Origin of the sequence: Salinarchaeum laminariae (assembly GCF_023204835.1) — an archaeon.
In the GTDB taxonomy this organism is placed as follows: domain Archaea; phylum Halobacteriota; class Halobacteria; order Halobacteriales; family Salinarchaeaceae; genus Salinarchaeum; species Salinarchaeum laminariae.
The window spans coordinates 1,689,955-1,707,344 of sequence record NZ_CP096270.1 but is presented as its reverse complement, the minus strand read 5'-3'; the positions used below and the strand labels follow the sequence as shown (position 1 = coordinate 1,707,344).

At 65.7% G+C, this 17,390-nt stretch carries 17 protein-coding genes and 1 tRNA gene; 11 read left to right on the top strand and 7 right to left on the bottom strand.

Features of this window, described 5'->3' with window-relative positions; all coding sequences use genetic code 11:
* Positions 1-7 precede the first annotated feature (7 nt).
* Positions 8-607 (top strand): DJ-1/PfpI family protein, encoded by a 600-nt coding sequence (locus tag MXF70_RS07975; RefSeq protein WP_248518373.1) that lies wholly within the window; start codon positions 8-10, stop codon positions 605-607.
* 169 nt (positions 608-776) lie between these two features.
* Entirely contained in the window at positions 777-1,376 is a 600-nt protein-coding gene (locus tag MXF70_RS07970) for a DUF5789 family protein (protein WP_248515093.1), read from the top strand.
* A gap of 138 nt (positions 1,377-1,514) precedes the next feature.
* Here MXF70_RS07970 and MXF70_RS07965 read toward each other — a convergent pair whose 3' ends face one another.
* From MXF70_RS07965 to MXF70_RS07955, 3 genes are all read right to left on the bottom strand, one after another.
* Positions 1,515-3,524 (bottom strand): AMP-binding protein, encoded by a 2,010-nt coding sequence (locus tag MXF70_RS07965; protein WP_248515092.1) that lies wholly within the window; start codon positions 3,522-3,524, stop codon positions 1,515-1,517.
* Positions 3,525-3,821: 297 nt separating this feature from the next.
* On the bottom strand, positions 3,822-5,810 hold the full coding sequence (locus MXF70_RS07960) for a prolyl oligopeptidase family serine peptidase (RefSeq protein ID WP_248515091.1): 1,989 nt from the start codon (positions 5,808-5,810) through the stop codon (positions 3,822-3,824).
* A gap of 242 nt (positions 5,811-6,052) precedes the next feature.
* A complete protein-coding gene (locus tag MXF70_RS07955; protein WP_248515090.1) occupies positions 6,053-6,808 on the bottom strand; it encodes a queuosine precursor transporter in 756 nt (251 codons plus the stop codon).
* A gap of 112 nt (positions 6,809-6,920) precedes the next feature.
* Between MXF70_RS07955 and MXF70_RS07950 the strand changes: the two genes are divergently transcribed.
* A complete protein-coding gene (locus tag MXF70_RS07950; RefSeq protein ID WP_248515089.1) occupies positions 6,921-7,433 on the top strand; it encodes a carboxypeptidase-like regulatory domain-containing protein in 513 nt (170 codons plus the stop codon).
* Between the two features lie 103 nt (positions 7,434-7,536).
* Here the strand turns inward: MXF70_RS07950 and MXF70_RS07945 are convergent, their stop codons facing one another.
* Positions 7,537-8,268, bottom strand: coding sequence for a protein-L-isoaspartate O-methyltransferase family protein (locus tag MXF70_RS07945; protein ID WP_248515088.1), 732 nt, complete (start codon positions 8,266-8,268; stop codon positions 7,537-7,539).
* Positions 8,269-8,604: 336 nt separating this feature from the next.
* On the opposite strand from MXF70_RS07945, the gene MXF70_RS07940 reads away from it, so the two are divergent.
* The gene (locus MXF70_RS07940) at positions 8,605-9,042 is read left to right on the top strand and encodes a hypothetical protein (RefSeq protein WP_248515087.1); all 438 of its coding nucleotides are present in this window, start codon (positions 8,605-8,607) and stop codon (positions 9,040-9,042) included.
* Positions 9,043-9,165: 123 nt separating this feature from the next.
* On the opposite strand, the gene MXF70_RS07935 is transcribed toward MXF70_RS07940, so the two are convergent.
* Together MXF70_RS07935 and MXF70_RS07930 are read right to left on the bottom strand one after the other, a co-directional pair.
* The gene (locus tag MXF70_RS07935; protein WP_248515086.1) at positions 9,166-10,503 is read right to left on the bottom strand and encodes a M48 family metallopeptidase; all 1,338 of its coding nucleotides are present in this window, start codon (positions 10,501-10,503) and stop codon (positions 9,166-9,168) included.
* A 619-nt stretch (positions 10,504-11,122) separates the two neighbouring features.
* Positions 11,123-12,091: a transcription initiation factor IIB gene (locus tag MXF70_RS07930; protein ID WP_248515085.1), complete on the bottom strand. Its 969-nt coding sequence runs from the start codon at positions 12,089-12,091 to the stop codon at positions 11,123-11,125.
* A gap of 175 nt (positions 12,092-12,266) precedes the next feature.
* On the opposite strand from MXF70_RS07930, the gene rnhA reads away from it, so the two are divergent.
* Together rnhA and MXF70_RS07920 are read left to right on the top strand one after the other, a co-directional pair.
* Entirely contained in the window at positions 12,267-12,875 is a 609-nt protein-coding gene (gene rnhA, locus MXF70_RS07925; RefSeq protein WP_248515084.1) for a ribonuclease HI, read from the top strand.
* Positions 12,868-13,566, top strand: a complete 699-nt coding sequence (locus tag MXF70_RS07920) for a DUF7108 family protein (RefSeq protein WP_248515083.1) — start codon at positions 12,868-12,870, stop codon at positions 13,564-13,566. The genes rnhA and MXF70_RS07920 overlap by 8 nt, the downstream gene beginning before the upstream one ends.
* Before the next feature lie 232 nt (positions 13,567-13,798).
* Here the strand turns inward: MXF70_RS07920 and MXF70_RS07915 are convergent, their stop codons facing one another.
* Positions 13,799-14,158, bottom strand: coding sequence for a PadR family transcriptional regulator (locus MXF70_RS07915; protein WP_248515082.1), 360 nt, complete (start codon positions 14,156-14,158; stop codon positions 13,799-13,801).
* Between the two features lie 406 nt (positions 14,159-14,564).
* Between MXF70_RS07915 and MXF70_RS07910 the strand changes: the two genes are divergently transcribed.
* From MXF70_RS07910 to MXF70_RS07890, 5 genes are all read left to right on the top strand, one after another.
* Positions 14,565-15,110, top strand: coding sequence for an inorganic diphosphatase (locus MXF70_RS07910; protein WP_248515081.1), 546 nt, complete (start codon positions 14,565-14,567; stop codon positions 15,108-15,110).
* Positions 15,111-15,336: 226 nt separating this feature from the next.
* The gene (locus tag MXF70_RS07905) at positions 15,337-16,518 is read left to right on the top strand and encodes a thiolase domain-containing protein (RefSeq protein WP_248515080.1); all 1,182 of its coding nucleotides are present in this window, start codon (positions 15,337-15,339) and stop codon (positions 16,516-16,518) included.
* Positions 16,515-16,913: a Zn-ribbon domain-containing OB-fold protein gene (locus MXF70_RS07900; protein ID WP_248515079.1), complete on the top strand. Its 399-nt coding sequence runs from the start codon at positions 16,515-16,517 to the stop codon at positions 16,911-16,913. Before MXF70_RS07905 ends, MXF70_RS07900 begins: the two co-directional genes overlap by 4 nt.
* Before the next feature lie 92 nt (positions 16,914-17,005).
* Positions 17,006-17,206, top strand: coding sequence for a DUF8141 family membrane protein (locus tag MXF70_RS07895; RefSeq protein WP_248515078.1), 201 nt, complete (start codon positions 17,006-17,008; stop codon positions 17,204-17,206).
* A 71-nt stretch (positions 17,207-17,277) separates the two neighbouring features.
* Positions 17,278-17,348 (top strand) — tRNA-Pro (locus MXF70_RS07890).
* Positions 17,349-17,390 lie beyond the last annotated feature (42 nt).

The following is a 17,390-nucleotide window of genomic DNA, read 5'->3' as shown; positions in this document are numbered from 1 at the left end:
TATGTCAATGACTGGCAAGCAAATCCTCCAGATCGCGGGCGACTTCGTCGAAGATTACGAGAACATGGTGCCGTTCCAGGCACTCCAGATGGTCGGCCACGACGTCGACGCAGTCTGTCCGGAGAAGGAGCCGGGCGACACGGTGAAGACAGCGATACACGACTTCCGCGGCGATCAGACCTACCTCGAGGAGCGCGGCCACGACTTCGAGATCACCGCGAGCCTCGAAGCGATCGATCCCGCCGACTACGACGCACTCGTCGTTCCGGGCGGGCGCGCGCCGGAGTATCTCCGGACCTACGACGAGGTCATCGAGACGGTCCAACATTTCTTCGAGGAGGACAAACCCGTCGCGACGCTCTGTCACGGCCCGCAGATCCTCGCGGCCGCTGGCGTGCTCGACGGCCGGACCGCCACCTCGTTCCCCGCAGTTCGCGCGGAGTGTGAGCGGGCCGGCTGTTCGTGGGTCGACGGCGTCGTCACTGACGGGAACCTCGTCACCGCGCAGGCGTGGCCAGACCACCCCGAGTGGCTCTCACAGTTCCTCGACGTGCTCGGCACCGAGATCGAACACGGCGAGCCACAGACCGCGGCCGCCGACGACTGAGCGACGTCGATGTGACCGCTCTGCACATCAATCTGAATCACGAACCGGACGAAAGAGATTCTCCACCTTTTCAGGATCCCCTGATTCTCGGCAACTGCCGACGGGTGATCGACGTACTCGGCGGAGTATCGACCACAGAGCTATCCGGCTGTAGAGCCAATTATTGTGGATGGCAGACGACAGGCGCGGTCGAGACAAGCAAGCACACGACGCCGAACACCGCCAGCAAGAGCGTGAGATCGCCACTGAGCTGGAGCGCGCGGACGAAAAAGAACCACGGGTGATCGCGGAGGAACTCACCGGTTTCGAGGCGGAACTCGACGCGGTATCGTTCCCGGCGACGGGAGCGGAGGTCGTCGAGACGATCGGCGACGTGCAGATCGATTCGGTCGAAGGGAGCGTCAGCATCGCTGAACTGGTGCCGGAGACGGACGAGGAAACGTTCGACTCGTCGGCTGCCGTTCGGGTTCAGGTACAGCGGCCGACCGTTGCCGCGGCCATGAAACGAGTCGTGGAAGCCAGCGATACACTGCAGAATCCAGAGTTCAGGTGGTCACAGCGCAAGGCGTACGAGCAGACCTTTCAGGAACTCGAGGAGATCGGCGCCGATGACGACGATGAAGGGATTCAGGCCATCACCGAGTGGATCGTCGAGCGAATCCACGACAAAGAAGCGCTCCCGAACTCCCGGGACGTGCGCCGAGAAGCGGCGAAGTTCTGTCGGAGGAACGGGTACGAGGTCCGGAACGACGAGTGGCTCGGGGTGTAGAGCGACGATCACGTGAGAGTTGGCCACAGACTGCTGGCACGCTCTACGGGTGACCGATACGCGCCTGTATTCAGCACGATCGCTTCGGCCTGAGTCCGGCCAAGCGGTTCACGAAACCTAAACCGATGAGCGGGCGCGTTATCGCGCGTCCTCGATCGCCTCGAGTGCCTCCGGGTTCTCGATCGAGGACATGTCGCCGAGCGTCTCGCCCTCGTAGGTGCCGGCGATCGCACGCCGGATGATCTTCCCGGACTGGGTCTTCGGGAACGCGTCGACGAAAAAGAGCTCGCGGGGGCGGAACGGTTTGCCAATCTCGTCGCCGACCCAGCTCACCAGCGCGGTGCGGAGGTCCTCGGTCTCCTCGACGCCGGACTCGACGACGACGTAGGCGACGACGGCCTGTCCGGTCGTCTCGTCGTCGACGCCCACGGCGGCAGCCTGATTGACGTCGGGGTGATCGATCAGGGCACCCTCGACCTCCGCCGGCCCGACCTTACGGCCGGCGACGTTGATCGCGTCGTCGGCCCGGCCGTGGAGAAACCAGAAGCCGTCGGCGTCGCGCTGGGCGAAGTCGCCGTGGTCCCAGAGATCCTCCCACGTCGACCAGTACTCCTCGATGTAGCGGTCGTCGCCGGACCACAGCGACTGGGTCATCGAGGGACAGGAGTCGCGCGTGACGAGGAAGCCACGGTCGGTGGTGTCGAGGATCGAGTCGCCGTCGGCGTCGACGACGTCGACGTCCATCCCCAGACCGGGCCCGCCGAGCGTGCAGGGTTTGAGCGGCTGGATCGGTGTCGGCATGAGGAAGCAGCCGAATATCTCGGTCCCGCCGGAGATGTTGAGTATCGGGCACTCCCCGCCACCAACGTTCTCGTAGAACCAGTTCCAGGATTCGGGATCCCAGGGCTCGCCGGTCGAGCCCAGCAGGCGAAGCGAGGAGAGGTCGTGGCCGTCGAGCCACTCCTCGCCCTGCTTGCGGAGCGCGCGGATCGCCGTCGGCGAGATGCCGAAGACCGAAAGCTCGTGGTCGTCGATCATCCGCCAGAATCGATCGGGCTCGGGGTAGTCAGGCGCACCCTCGTACATGAAGATCGTGCCGCCGAAGGCGTGGTTGCCCAGCAGCGTCCAGGGGCCCATCATCCAGCCGATGTCCGATACCCAGAAAAACCGATCCGACGGCTGGTGATCGAAGCCGAAGTAGATCTCCTTGGCCGACTGGAGGAGCGCGCCCGCGTGGGGCTGGACGATCCCCTTCGGTTGCCCAGTCGTCCCCGAGGAGTACAGCAGCATGGCGGGGTGCTGGCTCGGGAGCGATTTCGTCTCGTAGTACTCGTCGGCAGTCGCGACGGCGTCCTCCCACCACTCGTCGCGATCGTCGTGCCAGAGCACGTCGACCCCAGTGTCTGGATCGCTGGCGCCCAGACGGTCGTAGACGATCGTGTGCTCGACGCAGCCAGCGGCCTCGATCGCCTCGTCGGCGGTGTCCTTCAGGAAGACGTGGTCCCCCCGCCGGTAGAAGCCGTCCGCGGTGAAGAGCACGGAGCACTCGGCGTCAGAGAGCCGCGTCTCCACCGCGTCGACGCCGAACCCCGAGAAGATCGGGACCGCGATTGCCCCAATTTTCAGACAGCCATAGAGGATCGAGATGACCTCGGGGACCATCGGCATGTAGAGCCCGACGGTGTCGCCCCGCTCGATGCCGCGCTCTTCGAGGGCGTTCGCGACCCGATCGGCCTGCTGTCGCAGGTCCTGGTAGGTGATCCGCTGCACGTCACCGGGTTCCCCCTCCCAGATGCAGGCGACGTGGTTTCGCGTTCCCGAATCCCGTGCGGCGTGGCGATCGAGTACGTTGTGCGCAGCGTTGATCTGCCCGCCGGGGTACCAGTCGGAGAACTGTGGCCCCGCCGAGTCGTCTCGAACCGCGTCGTAGGGCTCGTCGAACTCGATGCCGAGCTCGTCGGGCAGGACGTCCCAGAACCACTCGACGCCTGAGTCCGGCTCTCCCTCGATCTCCGTCGTCGTCCGCTCGATCAGCGACTCGTACTCTTCGATGCCGTAGCGCTGCATGAACTGCCAGACGTTGGTCGACTCCACGAAGTCGGCGTCGGGTTCGTGGACGACCTCGTCGATGTCCTCGAGCGTATCCATGGGTCATCTGTAGCAAACGATCCCCATAGTTCTTGGTCAAACGATCGCGGTCAGACGAAACGGAGGGCTGCAGAACGCCTCGATCCAGGCGAGTGCGTAGCGTCGAGGAGATCGTGGAGTGCGATCGGATGAAAGAGCGAACGAACGATCGGGCAGACGAACGAGCAGGCGAACGGGCAAACGAACGAGCAGACGAACGGGCAGATGACCGAGCAGGCGAACGGGCAGATGACCGAGCCGGATCGGTGGAACGAGTCGGCGAACGGGTGGGAGCGCGTGTGACCTTTGGGCTGCCGATTACGCTGTAGAGACCCGCCGGTCGAGGAAGTCCGCCAGGATCTCGAACAGCCGGATCTTCTGATCGATGTCCGAGGAGGCGTGGCCCTCCTCGCCGAGTTCGACGTACTCGAAGGCGTCGCCCTCCTCGTGACCCAGTTCCTCCAGCCGGTCACGGAAGAGCCGTGCCTGCGAGACGGGGACACGGCGGTCGTTCACGCCGTGGACGAGCAACGCGGGTGCGCTCAGGTTCTCGGCGTACTCGATCGGTGAGCGCTCGCGGTAGAGTTCGGGGTTGTCCTCGGGCGTGCCGATGTTCTTCTCCAGCAGCTCGGTCTTGAAGTGAGGCATCGTCTCCTCGTACATCACCTCGAGATCGGTGAGACCGATCCAGGCGATACCGGCGTCGTAGAGGTCGGGGTACTGGACGAGCTGCCAGTAGGACGAGTAGCCGCCGTAGGAGCCGCCGAAGACGACGACCCGGTCGTCGTCCAGCCAGTCGTAGCGATCGAGGACCGTCTCGGCGGCGGTTGCGACGTCGCCCTGCTCGGCGCCGCCCCAGTCGTCGTAGAGCTCCTCGACGAAGGAGCGGCCGCGACCGGTCGAGCCGCGGTAGTTGATCTGGAGGACGCTGTAGCCCTGCGAGAGCAGGAACTGCGTGTAGAGGTCGAAGCTCAGAGTGTCCGCAGCGCGGGGGCCGCCGTGGGGGTTGACGATGAGCGGTGAGCCGTTCGAAGCACTGCGATCCTCGTCGGACTCTCGGTCCGACGGTGGTGAGGGGCGCTCGCCGGAATCGTAGAACAGGGCGCCGATCTCGAACTCCTCGTAGGGGTCGTGCTCGACGGCTGCCTGCCGAGTTTCGGGAACTCCGTCGGACTCGAAACGGAAGTACTCCGCGTCAGCGAAGTCCGCAGGGTCGAATGGGCCGTACTCGGCTTCGAGGAGGACCGCAGTCTCGTCGGAATCGAGATCGTAGGCGAGCAGCTCCGGTCGGCGGTCCGGCGTGGTGTGAGTCAGGAGCAGCCGACCGTCCGCGATCGTCGGGGAGCCGTCGGATCCCCGGCCGCCGCCAGCCGGGATCGTGACGCCCTCGGGGACCTCCAGTTCGCGACCGTCGCCGCTCTCCAGGTCGTAGACGACGGGGACCTTCGCAGCCCGGCGCGTGCGCACGGCGACGATCCGATCGGCCGATCCGGCGTCGTCCTCGAGGAAGGCGACGGGAGCCTCCTCGTACTCGCCCGTGCCGTACCACGTGACCTCGTCGCTCTCGAGGTCGTAGACGCCCACGCGGGAGAGGTCAGTCGAGTTATCGGTGACGAGCAGGCGATCGCCGTCGGGACCCCACTCCACGGCAGACGCCTCGGCACCGACCTCCCCGATGTCGAGCGTTCTCGGGTTCGAGCCGTCGGCGTCGGCGACGTACACGTCCACGTTGTTGTAGTCCTCGGCCTCGTTGGTGCCGTAGGCGATCCGCTCGCCGTCGGGGGAAAGCTCGCAGCCGAAGACGGCCCGCTCGTACTCGGTGATCTGCTCGATTTCGCCGTCGGGCAGGCGCCGGTAGAGGTTCATCTGTCCGCCAGCGGTCGACCCCACGTAGATCGTCCCGTCGTCGGCCACGTCTTGGAGAGAGACCTGGCCGTCCATCTCGACCACTGGCTCGGCTGCGCCGGCGTCGCCATCCGCACCCCCGGCGTTGCTTTCCAGCGCCTTCGCGTCGACGCCGAACCGCCAGACGTCGTTCTGTTCGTTCCCGCCCTCGTCCTGGTGGTAGTAGATCCTCTCGCCGTCGGGGCCCCACGCCATCGGCCAGCGGGCGTTCCGGGGGACCTCGCCGTCGGTCACGACGCGTCGTTCGCCGCTCTCGACGTCGATCAGGTGGAGCTCGTTCCGTCCGGTGTCGTCGTAGTACACTGCGACGGTCTCGCCGTCTGGCGACGCCGTCGGATGGTGGAATGACGGGAGGCTCGCGAGAGATTCGAGAACGTCCTCCGTATCGGTTTGCTGTGACATAGATGACGGCTCGCCCCGCGGGGAATCAATGCTTGGGAAACCGGCGGAACGTTCGTGTGAAATGCTGCACGCTGGTGCCCGAAATCGTTCGTCGGATCGGCGTGGGATGTGGGAAGTGGAGAAAGCAATGAGAGAGGGTGAGGAATGAAAGAGAGGGTGAGGAATGAAAGAGAGGGAGAGGAATGAAAGAGAGGGAAAAGAAGGAGGGACGAAGAGGAGCGCGTAGCTGAGCGATCGACCGGTCAGGATCGCCAGGCCAGTGCGTCGGGACCATCGGACTGGTCGCCCTCCTCCTGGCGGCGAACCGCCGCGACGACTCCGTAGACGAAGGGCGTGTCCAGCAGCGCGATCAGGAGTTTGAGGAGATACTGCCCGACGATCAGTTCGAGGACGAGATCCCAGCTCGTCACCTGTCCGACCCCGATCAAACGCGGGAGGACGCCGAAGGCCACGGTCACGAAGATCACCGTGTCGATCGCCTGGCTGGAGGCCGTCGAGCCCACGTTTCGCGCCCAGAGATGGTCGCCATCGGTTCGCTCGCGGATCCAGTCGAAGGCGATCACGTCGTAGTTCTGGCTGACGAGATACGCCAGCAGGCTCGCGATCACGACGTTCGTTCCCGCGCCGAGTACGGTCTCGAACTGGTCGGCAGGGACGCCCTGGCCCGCAGCGGGCGCGAGGATCGTCGACCAGACGAGCGCGAGCAGGACGAAGTTCATCGCGAAGCCGACGTTGACGAGGAGCTGCGTGGGTCGCCTTCCGTAGAGCTCGTTGTAGCAGTCCGTGGCGAGAAAGGTCACCGCGTACGCGAGCGCGGCGCCAGGCAGCGTGATCGCTGCGCCGACGATCGGGAGCGATACCGGGAGATCGAACGCGAGCAGCTTGGTCGCCGTGAGCTGTGCGGTGACGAGCGAGGTGACGAACAGTGCGATCAACGCGACCTGTCCGATCGTTGGGGCAGGTGCCCCGCGCGTGGACGTCGACGGCTCGGCGCTCATTACTCCCCGCCAGGCCGGCGTTCGGCAAGTAGGGTTCGATCCACCCTCGAGAGACGACGCCGCGAGCACCTGGTCCGGGCCTTTACGTAGGATGCCGCGGCGACTCGACCCCATGCCGTCCCCAGACGACTCCGGCGGCGCACCGGCACGCAACAGTGGTATCGATATCCGTTCCCCAACGGCGATTTTCGACGACGAACGGGCGATCGAAGGGCTTCCGATCCGGCTCGTGATCGCGCTGCTCGTCGGGGTCGCGGCGCTCTCCGTGATGATGACGATGATCGACGACGTCGGCGGTGTCGGAAAGACCGAGCTCGACGCCGAGCCGGAACCGGACACGATCGACGTCTCTGAAGATGCCAAGCGCGACGTGACGATCACCGTCGTCGATCAGAACGGCGAGACCGTCTCCGGGGCGACCGTCGTCCTCCAGGGATCCTCGGCAAGACTCTCCGATGGCACCCAGCACGCAGAGTCCGGTAGCGACGGGACCGCTACGTTCGACGGCATTACCCCCGAGCTCGAAGACAACCAGGACCAGGGAACGCTCGAAATCAGCCTACAGCATCCCGATTCGCAGTTCAAGGACGACCGGGAGAACGCCGAAATTCTCGTCTTGAGCTGAGTGAGCTCACAGTTGCAGACAGACCAGAGCCGCCGTTCGGGAGCGAGAGATCGGCGCTTGGTCGATCACGGTGGGCGTCAGGCCTGACTGATTCCGAGTGGCGTCAGTCCCAGTCGATCCAGTCATGCTCCCAGCCAGCCCGGCGCTGGGCAGCCTGATCGGCACGCTCGCGCTCCTCCCGTGCCGTCCGATTCCGCTCGACGGCGCCAGCCTGCTCGCCCTCGACCAGGAGCGGCGCGAAGGCGACGCCACCGAGTGGCTCCTGGCTCCCGTCGGGCTCGACGACGGTCAGCGACTGCTGGCCTGCGCCGAGCGGCATCGCGAGCTGCCCGTCGTCGGCCAGTTGGCGGACGAGGCGTTCGGGAGGCTCGACGGCCGCCGCTTCGACGAGAATCCGGTCGAAGGGCGCGTACTCCGCCAGCCCCTCCGCGCCGTCGCGACAGTCCACGAGGACCTCCGAGTAGCCAGCCGAAGCGAGATTGCTGCGCGCCTCGAAAACGAGCTGTCGCGTGATGTCGATCGCGTGAACGCGTCGGGGGCCGACGATCTCCGCGAGAACGGCCGCCGTGTAGCCTACGCCAGCGCCGACGACGAGGACCTCGTCACCCTCCGTCGGTGCCAGCGCCTCGAGCAAGCGGGCAGCAGTGCTCGGCGCCAGAACGCGGGTGCCGTGGCTTCGGTGTGCGGTGTCCGCGTAGGCGGCGCGCTCCTCGTCGACGAACTCCTCCCGTGGGACCTCGCGCATCGCGAGACCCACGGTATCGCTACGGACGACGGCCTTGGCCTCGTGTTCGAGGCTGTCGACCATATCGTCGCGCAGCACCGCGGGTTCCATACTTCGCTCTCCGGGATGGAGGGCCTTGAATCGCGCGCATGGAGCGGGATAGTGGGCAAACGAGAGTGTGGCTCGATACCGAATATCGTCGATAGTACGGGTTTTGGAGGACCAGACGGTCGGCTGCACGATCGGACTACCAGGAACCACGATCTGAGAAACGGTGGACGGTACGACAGCCCGATACGGAAGCACCCTCCCGCTGGGAGACTTTCTGAGGCCGTTGAATCGCACGTTCCCCTACTGGATACAGCTGCATTCCCTGGTAGTCGAATCGACGCGAACGGAGATCGCGGCGCAAGAACATTGGTGCTGGCGTCGGCAACCGCACATATCGTGAGCGATATCGTCACCTCCAGTCTCGATTTCGAGTGGCGTCCGGTGCTACAAGGGGCAGCGGTCACGGCGGTCTGTGGAACTGTCGCAGTGCTCGCGTTCGGTCGGCCGGGCTGGCTGTTCCCGGCGAGCGTCCTCGGCGGAGCGACCGCGGGGTTGCGCGGGGGCTACTACTCCCAGTCGGCGACCAACGGGTTCGTCGGGGTCGGCCTCGGGCTCCTCGCGATGCTCCCGGCGCTGTTCGCGTTTCGAGCGACGTATCTCACCGCATTTCCACGTGCGGGATCGGGGGCGGTCGAATTCGTCTTCCTGGGGTCGATCGGTGCGATGGCCGACCTGGCGCTTCGCGGGCCAATGATGCTCTTTTTGGGGTACATTAGCGGCGCGCTCGTCGCGCGAGTCAAGACCGCCCCCGAGGCGTCGCCGCGGCGGGGATAGCAACGAACCGATGGGGAACGGTGACCGGCGGAGAGGGAGGAGAGTGCGGTGACGGAGAGGAAGATAGTGGACGGGAGCGGACGCGATAATCCGGCGGAGAATCACTTTCCGCCGGCGACGCGCTCAGTCGCTGGCAGCGGGATCGGTGTCGCCAGCGTCAGTGCCAGGACCGCCAGCGCCCGAATCCCCATCGCCGTCTCTATCGCTGGCGTCACCAGCTCGCTCGCGGACGAGGCGCATCCGTTCGGGGATCGGCGGGTGGCTCTGGGAGAAAGCCGCGTACCAGGGATGGGGGAACGGGTTCGCGAGGTTCTCGCTGGCGAGCGTCGCGAGCGCTCCGGCCATCGGCTCCGCGTCGCCAAGCTGCTCGACGGCGTACCCGTCGGCCTCCCGCTCGTGTGCGAGGGAGAGCTGGTTGAGCAATGGTGCCGTCAGCTCCAGCAGCGGGTAGACGAGCAACACTGCGACGAGGAGGTGCGCGTAGGTCGCCTCGGCAGGCAGGCCGAACAGCTCCGGGAGCCAGTCGGTGCCGAGGAGCCAGCCAAAGGCCGCGAACACGACGCCCATCTGGAGGGCGCTGGCGCCGACGCGCTGCCAGATGTGGTTGAACTTCCAGTGGGCGAGTTCGTGAGCGAGGACGCCCTCTAGCTCCCGAGTCGAGAGCTCTTCGAGAAGCGTGTCGAACAGTACGACGCGTTTCGTCGAGCCGAAGCCCACGAAGTACGCGTTGAGGTGCGTCGAGCGCCGGCTCGCGTCCATGGTGTAGATGCCCGATGCCGAGAAGCCGGCCTGTTCGAAGAGGTCCTCGATCGCCGCGCGGGCGTCCTCGTCCTCCAGCGGCTCGAACTCGTTGAACAGCGGCGCGATGACGCGGGGGTAGAGAATCTGCATCAGCAAGCCGACGCCGATCACGAGCGCCCAGCCCGCGCCAACCCAGATCGGCGTCGCGAACGTCTCGACGAGCCAGAAGAGGATCCCGGCGAGCGGGAGCGTGATGACGAGCCCGATCGCGAGGCCCAACAGCTGGTCCTTGAGCCACAACTTCGGCGACTGCTCGTTGAAGCCGAAGTTCGCCTCGATCGCGAACGTCGAGTACGCCGAGAACGGCGCGGCGACGACGCGCTGGGCGACTAGGAGGCCGGCGACGAAGACGACGCCCTGCAGGATCGGGTCGAGGCCGGTGTCCGCGAGGAACTCGACGGCAGCAGTGAAGACGCCAGCGTAGAGCGCGCCGAGCAACAACGTGAGACTGACCCACGTCTGAAGCAGTGACGCACCGGTTCTGGCGCGCTGGTACCCCAGAATTTCCTCGTGATCGTCGACGCCGAGCTCCTCGGCGAGCCAGTCTGCGTTCTCGCGAACGGCCCGCCCGCCGTAGCGGACGTTCAGGATCGAGAGCGCCGAGTAGAGCGCTGTCGTCCCGACGACGAGGCCGACCAGGACGACGTGTGCGACGAGCATACCAGCTTGCTGGCGTGCGAGCGGGGAAACTGCTGCGATTCTGTAGCGGTTTCAGATGCGTACGCGGTGGATCTCGCCGTTCCGCACCGGCAGCCTCGAAAGCCCCCGCGCTCTCGACTTCCGAGAGACGTTCCTGCTCGGCCTTCGGCCTGCGCGGGCTGCGACTCTCGACGTCACACTCGCTGCGCTCGCGTGACTCGGGCGGCTCGCTGCGCGCTTCGTCTCGCTGACGCTCGCCTCCAGTGCTTGCGTCGCCGTCCTTCGTCGAGAGCGCGGCCCCTTTCAGTCCCACCCATGCCGGTTGACCAGGTCCAGTGGGTGGGACTGAAAGGGGCGGCCAGCTACGCGAACCCCGGCGAAGCAAGCACCGCAGCGAACGGAGTAAGCAAGGAGCGCAGCGAGCCGCGGGAGTCACGCGAGCGGAGCGAGCGTGACCTCGTTGGAGCTTGCTCCGACGGTGGCGAAGCTGGCCGGGGCTTTCGAGGCCGTGGTTGTCGCGCTCGTGGTTGTAGGGCCTGAACCGCAGCAAGCTACTCGCTAGAAACCGGCGCGAAGAGGAGCGGGAGCGAACGAGCTTGTCTGTGAGCGTTGCTTTGCGCGACCGAACCAACCGAGTTCCCTAGCTGTGGATGCCCATGGCCTCGATCTGCTCCTGGTACCGGTTCCGGATCGTGACCTCGGTGACCTGCGCGACGTCGGCGACCTCGCGCTGGGTCTTCTTCTCGTTACAGAGCAGGGAGGCGGCGTAGATCGCCGCTGCGGCGTAGCCGGTCGGGGATTTCCCGGAGAGGAGCCCCTCCTCGGCGGTCTTCTCGATGATCTCGTTGGCTTTGGACTGGACTTCTTCGCTGAGTTCGAGTTCCGAGCAGAATCGGGGGACGTACTTCTTGGGATCGACGGGTTTCATCTCGAGGCCGAGCTCCTGAGAGATATACCGATAGGTCCGGCCGATCTCCTTGCGCTCGACCCGCGAGACCTCCGAAATCTCCTCGAGGCTGCGCGGGATGCCCTCCTTTCGGCAGGCCGCGTAGAGAGCCGCCGTGGCGACGCCCTCGATCGACCGGCCGCGGATGAGGTCCTCCTTGAGGGCGCGGCGGTAGATGACGGATGCGACCTCCCGTACGGAGCGGGGAACTCCGAGCGCGCTCGCCATCCTGTCGATTTCGGAAAGCGCGAACTGGAGGTTTCGTTCGCCGGCGTCCTTGGTACGGATGCGCTCCTGCCACTTCCGCAGGCGATGCATCTGGCTGCGCTTCTTCGAAGAGATCGAGCGGCCGTAGGCGTCCTTGTCCTTCCAGTCGATGGTGGTCGTCAGGCCCTTGTCGTGCATCGTCTGGGTGGTCGGCGCGCCCACCCGCGATTTCTCCTGACGCTCCTGGTGATTGAACGCTCGCCACTCGGGGCCGGGATCGATCTGCTCCTCTTCGACGACCAGCCCACAGTCATCGCACACGAGTTCGCCCCGGTCGGAACTCTTGACGAGATCCTCCGAACCACACTCGGGACACTCCCGTACGGTCTCTTCCTCAGAGGATTGCTCCGAAGATTGCTCCGACTCGCGCTCCCGTTGACGGGTAGACCGTGTCATCGCATTTTTATAGTAGTTTGTTTCTCGGGCTTAAACCCTTCGCCGGTATTCGTCGGCTACTTCGAGGTCAGAAACCGGGGCGTTCTGGGGGACCCCGAGCCGTCTCCGCCATTGCCATACGCATTCTGACGCCCGAACGGAAACGTTTTCAGCCAGAACCCCTCACCTGCGCTCAATGCCCGTACTGGAGTGCGACGTGGAGCAGGCGCGCACGCGCCTCGCGGACGCCGGCGCAACGGTCGAGGCCGGCAACACCGATCACGAGCACTGGCGTGCGACGCTGGGCGAGGCGACCGCGGTCGCCTACGACGGCAAGGTCGTGATCCAGGGCGCCCAGCCCACCGACATCCAGGCAGTCCTCGCAGGCGAGGGAAGTGGTGGCGACACCGGCGCGGTGGAGCTCTACTTCGACGGCGCGAGCCGAGGCAACCCCGGGCCGGCTGCGCTCGGCTACGTGCTCGCGGCGGACGACGGTATCGTCGCCGAGGGCGGCGAGACTCTCGGCGAAACGACGAACAACCGCGCGGAGTACGAGGCGCTGATCCGTGCACTCGAGGTCGCGCAGAACTACGGGTTCGACGACCTCGACGTTTTCGGCGACTCGGAGCTCGTCCTCAAGCAGATCCGCGGCGAGTACGACGTGAACGTGCCCGAGCTTCGCGAGCGCCGGGTGCGCGCGATGGAGCTACTCCAGCAGTTCGAGGAGTGGAGCCTGCAGCACGTGCCTCGCGAGCTGAACGACCGCGCGGACGCACTCGCAAACGAGGCCCTCGACGATGCCTGAGGAAGAGTCGCCCGAGGACGATCCCTTCGACCGCCGCGTCGCACCCTACTCCGGCGAGACGGACCTCGACGTCGACCCCGTCGAGCCACCAGAGCGCGACGACGACGTGGTCGAGCCCGAGCTGCCCGACTCCGCCATCGAGGAAGCCGAACGACTCACCAGGCTCGCCCGGCGAGTGCCCGACGACGCCGAAGCCGAGAGCTATCGCGACCGGCGCGCGGAGCTTCTCGCGGAGTACGAGTACGCCGCGGTGATCCGCGAGGAGAGCGACGAGTCCGCCCCGACGCTCGTCTGCCATCCCATCGAGTGGCGCGACGAACAGGGAGCGATCGACCCGGCGCAGATCGACGAGATCGACCGGGCCGCGGACGTCGATCTCGGTACCGCGGACGACCCCGAGGCCTGGGACGCCGTCGCCGAGCGCAACGACTCCGTCGTCGAGCGCGTCCGCGAGACCCACGGCGATCTCCACGCCGCGAACGCCGACGCCTTCGCAGAGTACGTCTCGAACCACCACGCGAAACCCATCCCGGCAGTGACTGCCGCCGAACTCCGCTGGTTCCAGGAGGAGTACTACCCGCGAAACGTCTGGCCGAGCGACGACCAGCGTGCGGCACTGGAACAGTCCATCGCGTACGTCTACGACGAGCTGGACGTGCCGATGCCAACCACAGAGGACGCAGAACCCTAGCACGTCGGAGACTGCTTCTCGAGAAGACTGTGCAGTAGACCCAGCGACGCAACAGAAACGACGGAGGGACTGCGGCGAACGATGGAAGTGGTGAAGCTATGGAAGCAGCGAAGCGGTGGAAGCCTCGAACCGAAAGAAGCGGCGAAGCTACGGAGGTGGCGAAGCGATGGAGGCGGGGATGGAATCGAAGGGACCAGTCGGTCACCCGGTGCGAGAAACTCCGTCCAGCCGGCTACGAGTCGAGCGCGTCGTCGACGATCGACCGGACCTCCGCCGCGCGGTCTTCGTCGATGACGACGCGTTCGAGGGACCACTGGATCTGATCGAGCACGGCGGCGTAGCCGGCGTCGGTCAGCTCGTACTGGTTCGTGCGCTTGTCGAGCTCGCTCTTTGCGACGAACCCCATCTCGACGAGATCGTCGAGATTCGGGTAGAGACGGCCGTGGTTGACCTCGTCGTCGTAGTAGGCTTCGAGCTCGCGTTTGATCGCGAGCCCGTACATCGGCTCCTCCGCGAGAATCGTTAGTATGTGGCGTTGAAACGCAGTCAGATCACGCGCCTTCGAGCCGTCGACCGCCTGGGCCTCTGACATAGATGCACTGTTGTGAGCACATTACTTAATATTCGTGTTTGGGACAAGACAAGGGGGCGACCATGGCCAGTGGAACCGTACCTGGCCCTCTTCCGGCGGATTCGTCGAAAGATCGAACAGCCCTATCGTGACGATTGTATGACTAATTGGAGTGTTCGCCGCCGAATCCGGGTCGGTACCTGGCCGGATCGCCGATCTCGGACCAGCACGTACAGCGGGCCCACGACACTGGGTGCAATCCAACCGAGTGCAGCCAGGACCCAGGCAGGTCCGGCCAGCAGTCATGTGACTCTGACCACGACCCACCGTCCTGCGCAATGACCGGTGGCAACCGACGATAACGGAGCAGTTCGCGTCGGCTCGCGATGAAAAGGTCTATCTGGAATCTGGGACGATCCTCATTCGCATGGTCAACCTCTGGGAAGACCTCGAGACGGGGCCGAACCCGCCCGAGGAGATCTACGCCGTCGTGGAGTGCCTCAAGGGCGAGCGGAACAAGTACGAGTACGACAAGGATGTACCCGGCGTGGTGCTCGATCGAGTGCTGCACTCGAACGTGCACTACCCGAGCGACTACGGGTTCCTCCCCCGGTCGTACTACGACGACGAGGACCCCTTCGACGTGCTCGTCCTCGTCGAGGACCAGACGTTCCCGGGCTGTGTCATCGAGGCCCGCCCCGTCGCGCTGATGGGTATGGACGACGACGGCGAGCAGGACGACAAGGTGATCGCCGTCCCGACGGAGGATCCCCGCTACGACCACGTAGAGGACGTCGAGGACCTCACGGACCAGCAGAAAGACGAGATCGCCGAGTTCTTCGAGACCTACAAGAATCTCGAGGAGGGCAAGGAAGTCGAGACGCTGGGCTGGGAGGATGCCGACGCCGCGAAGGAGGCCATCGAGCACTCGATGGACCTCTACGACGAGAACTTCGACAGCCCCCGCAACTGAACGACGAGCCACTTTTTCGATCCGCGATTCAGCCGTAGCGTCGCCCAGATACAGACGTAGACACAGACACACAGGCGGGCGCAAACACAGATACGCACTTAGACACATTGTCCGCAACAGCGAACTGCGCGAGCAATTGTCCACCCTGGCGCCGGTGGGACCAGTGGGCGCCGCACAGTCCTCGCCGAGCGCCACCGTTTTCTCGGGGGATTCCTAACGGTCCTACATGCACCAGCCACACGTCGTGGGCGCGGGCATGACGCGCTTTGCTGCCCACGATCGCCCCCTGGCGGAGCTGTTCGGCGAGGCGGCCGTTTCCGCCCTCGACGACGCGAGTCTCGGCACCGACGCGATCGAAGCCTTCTATCTCGGAAACGCGATGGGCGGCCAGATCGAGAACGCGAGCCACCTCGCTCCACAGCTGGCCAGCCATATCGGGCTCGCCGGCATCCCCTGCCAGCGCTTCGAGGACGCCTGCGCGACCTCCTCGAACGCGTTCAAACACGCCGTCCAGGCCGTCGAATCCGGCAGACACGACGCCGTCCTCGTCGGTGGCGTCGAGCGCTGTACGCCAGAAACCGGGCTCGACACTGCCGAGATGACGACACAGTTCGCAACGGCGATGCACGAACTGTACGAACAGCCCGTCGGCCTCTCCTTCCCGGGCGTGTTCGGCCTGCTCACCGACCGGCACATGCACGAGTACGGGACGACCGAGGAACAGCTCGCCGAGGTTGCCGTCAAGAACCATTTCCACGGCTCGCTGAACCCCGACGCCCAGCACGGTCGCGAGATCACCGTCGAGGAGGTCCTCGACAGCCCCGTGGTCGCCTCGCCGTTCCGGCTCTACGACTGCTGTCCGTTCAGCGACGGCGCGTCGGCGGTCGTCGTCGCGAACGAATCGGTGGCCGAGACCGCGAGAGATCAGGGCGCAGACGAGCCGATCGCGGTCCAGGGCGTCGGCCACGCCACAGACGTCGTCCCGATCGCGGACAAGGTCGATCCGGGCGCGACGCAGGCCGCGCGCGACGCAGCCGAGCAGGCCTACGACGCAGCGGGGATCGGCCCCGGCGACGTCGACGTCGTCGAACTCCACGACTGTTTCACCGGCGCGGAGATCCTCGCCACGGAGGCGCTGGGCTTCTTCGAGGCCGGCGAGGGCGGCCCCGCCGCCGCGGAGGGGCGGACGCGACTCGGCGGCGAGCTGCCTGTCAACCCCAGTGGCGGCCTGAAGGCGAAGGGCCACCCGATCGGCGCGACCGGCACCGCCCAGATCGTCGAGCTCGTCACGCAGCTCCGCGGCGCCGCCGGCGAGCGACAGGTCGAGGACGCACAGGTCGGTCTCGCGCACAACCTCGGTGGGGACACCGCGACTACCCTCGTCAGCGTACTGGAGGCAGGAGCATGACCGACCGAGACCCCCAGCCCGACGGCGGCCACCCTGCCGGCGCGACGGATCCGACCTACGCCGAGTGGCGCCAGCATCTCTGGGAAGATCAGGTCCTGCTCGGTCAGCGCTGCCACGATTGCGGCCACGCTACCGCCGCGCCAAAAGCCGCTTGCGCACAGTGTGGCTCCCGGAGTATCGAGCGTATCGACCTCCCACCGGAGGGCGAGGTGTACGCGCGCACGCGGATCGAAATCGCACCCGCGGAGTTCGATGGGCCCTACACCGTCGCGCTAGTGGACCTCGGCGAGGCTCGCGTGCTCGCCCGGCTCACCGGCGAGCGCGAAATCGGCGAATCGGTGACGCTGACGGACGTCTACGAGGGCGACCTCGGCCCGGCGCCCGTGTTCGGCTGAACGATCGCAGTCGGCGGCGCTCTTTCGCGGAGTTGCGGAGGCTGCAACTCGGGGTGTATTTTTGTAGGAAGCTGGCGCGTACACTCGCGTGCATGTCGACCCTCTACAAATTCCAGTCGCTCTCCCCGGTCGCGAAACTCGTCGTCCTCACGGCACTGCTCGACCCGATCGGGCTCGCAGGCGGCTACCTCCTCGGGCCTGCTGCCGGCTTCGATCCGTTCATGGGCGCGGTCGTCGGCGTCGCGATAACGTCCTCGGTCACCTCGCTGTGGTTCATCGCCGGCCAGACCTGACAGACCGGATCGTCTTCGTCGACGACGGTTCGACACCCTTAATTGCCGAGCGCGATTCCTCTCGAATGCGTGGGACCGTAGGGTAGTGGTATCCTCGGCGCATGGGGTGCGTCGGACCTGAGTTCAAATCTCAGCGGCCCCACTTCCAGTTATCTAACTTCCATTACCTACGGGTTTGGCGGTG

What these genes read in the sequence shown, in the direction of transcription:
- rnhA (WP_248515084.1), top strand. Translation starts at nt 12,267, where the DNA reads ATGCCCGTACTGGAGTGCGACGTGGAGCAGGCGCGCACGCGCCTCGCG.
- MXF70_RS07910 (WP_248515081.1), top strand. Translation starts at nt 14,565, where the DNA reads ATGGTCAACCTCTGGGAAGACCTCGAGACGGGGCCGAACCCGCCCGAG.
- MXF70_RS07935 (WP_248515086.1), bottom strand. Translation starts at nt 10,503, where the DNA reads ATGCTCGTCGCACACGTCGTCCTGGTCGGCCTCGTCGTCGGGACGACA.
- MXF70_RS07915 (WP_248515082.1), bottom strand. Translation starts at nt 14,158, where the DNA reads ATGTCAGAGGCCCAGGCGGTCGACGGCTCGAAGGCGCGTGATCTGACT.
- MXF70_RS07975 (WP_248518373.1), top strand. Translation starts at nt 8, where the DNA reads ATGACTGGCAAGCAAATCCTCCAGATCGCGGGCGACTTCGTCGAAGAT.
- MXF70_RS07945 (WP_248515088.1), bottom strand. Translation starts at nt 8,268, where the DNA reads ATGGAACCCGCGGTGCTGCGCGACGATATGGTCGACAGCCTCGAACAC.
- MXF70_RS07965 (WP_248515092.1), bottom strand. Translation starts at nt 3,524, where the DNA reads ATGGATACGCTCGAGGACATCGACGAGGTCGTCCACGAACCCGACGCC.
- MXF70_RS07920 (WP_248515083.1), top strand. Translation starts at nt 12,868, where the DNA reads ATGCCTGAGGAAGAGTCGCCCGAGGACGATCCCTTCGACCGCCGCGTC.
- MXF70_RS07950 (WP_248515089.1), top strand. Translation starts at nt 6,921, where the DNA reads ATGCCGTCCCCAGACGACTCCGGCGGCGCACCGGCACGCAACAGTGGT.
- MXF70_RS07900 (WP_248515079.1), top strand. Translation starts at nt 16,515, where the DNA reads ATGACCGACCGAGACCCCCAGCCCGACGGCGGCCACCCTGCCGGCGCG.
- MXF70_RS07970 (WP_248515093.1), top strand. Translation starts at nt 777, where the DNA reads ATGGCAGACGACAGGCGCGGTCGAGACAAGCAAGCACACGACGCCGAA.
- MXF70_RS07905 (WP_248515080.1), top strand. Translation starts at nt 15,337, where the DNA reads ATGCACCAGCCACACGTCGTGGGCGCGGGCATGACGCGCTTTGCTGCC.
- MXF70_RS07895 (WP_248515078.1), top strand. Translation starts at nt 17,006, where the DNA reads ATGTCGACCCTCTACAAATTCCAGTCGCTCTCCCCGGTCGCGAAACTC.
- MXF70_RS07955 (WP_248515090.1), bottom strand. Translation starts at nt 6,808, where the DNA reads ATGAGCGCCGAGCCGTCGACGTCCACGCGCGGGGCACCTGCCCCAACG.
- MXF70_RS07960 (WP_248515091.1), bottom strand. Translation starts at nt 5,810, where the DNA reads ATGTCACAGCAAACCGATACGGAGGACGTTCTCGAATCTCTCGCGAGC.
- MXF70_RS07930 (WP_248515085.1), bottom strand. Translation starts at nt 12,091, where the DNA reads ATGACACGGTCTACCCGTCAACGGGAGCGCGAGTCGGAGCAATCTTCG.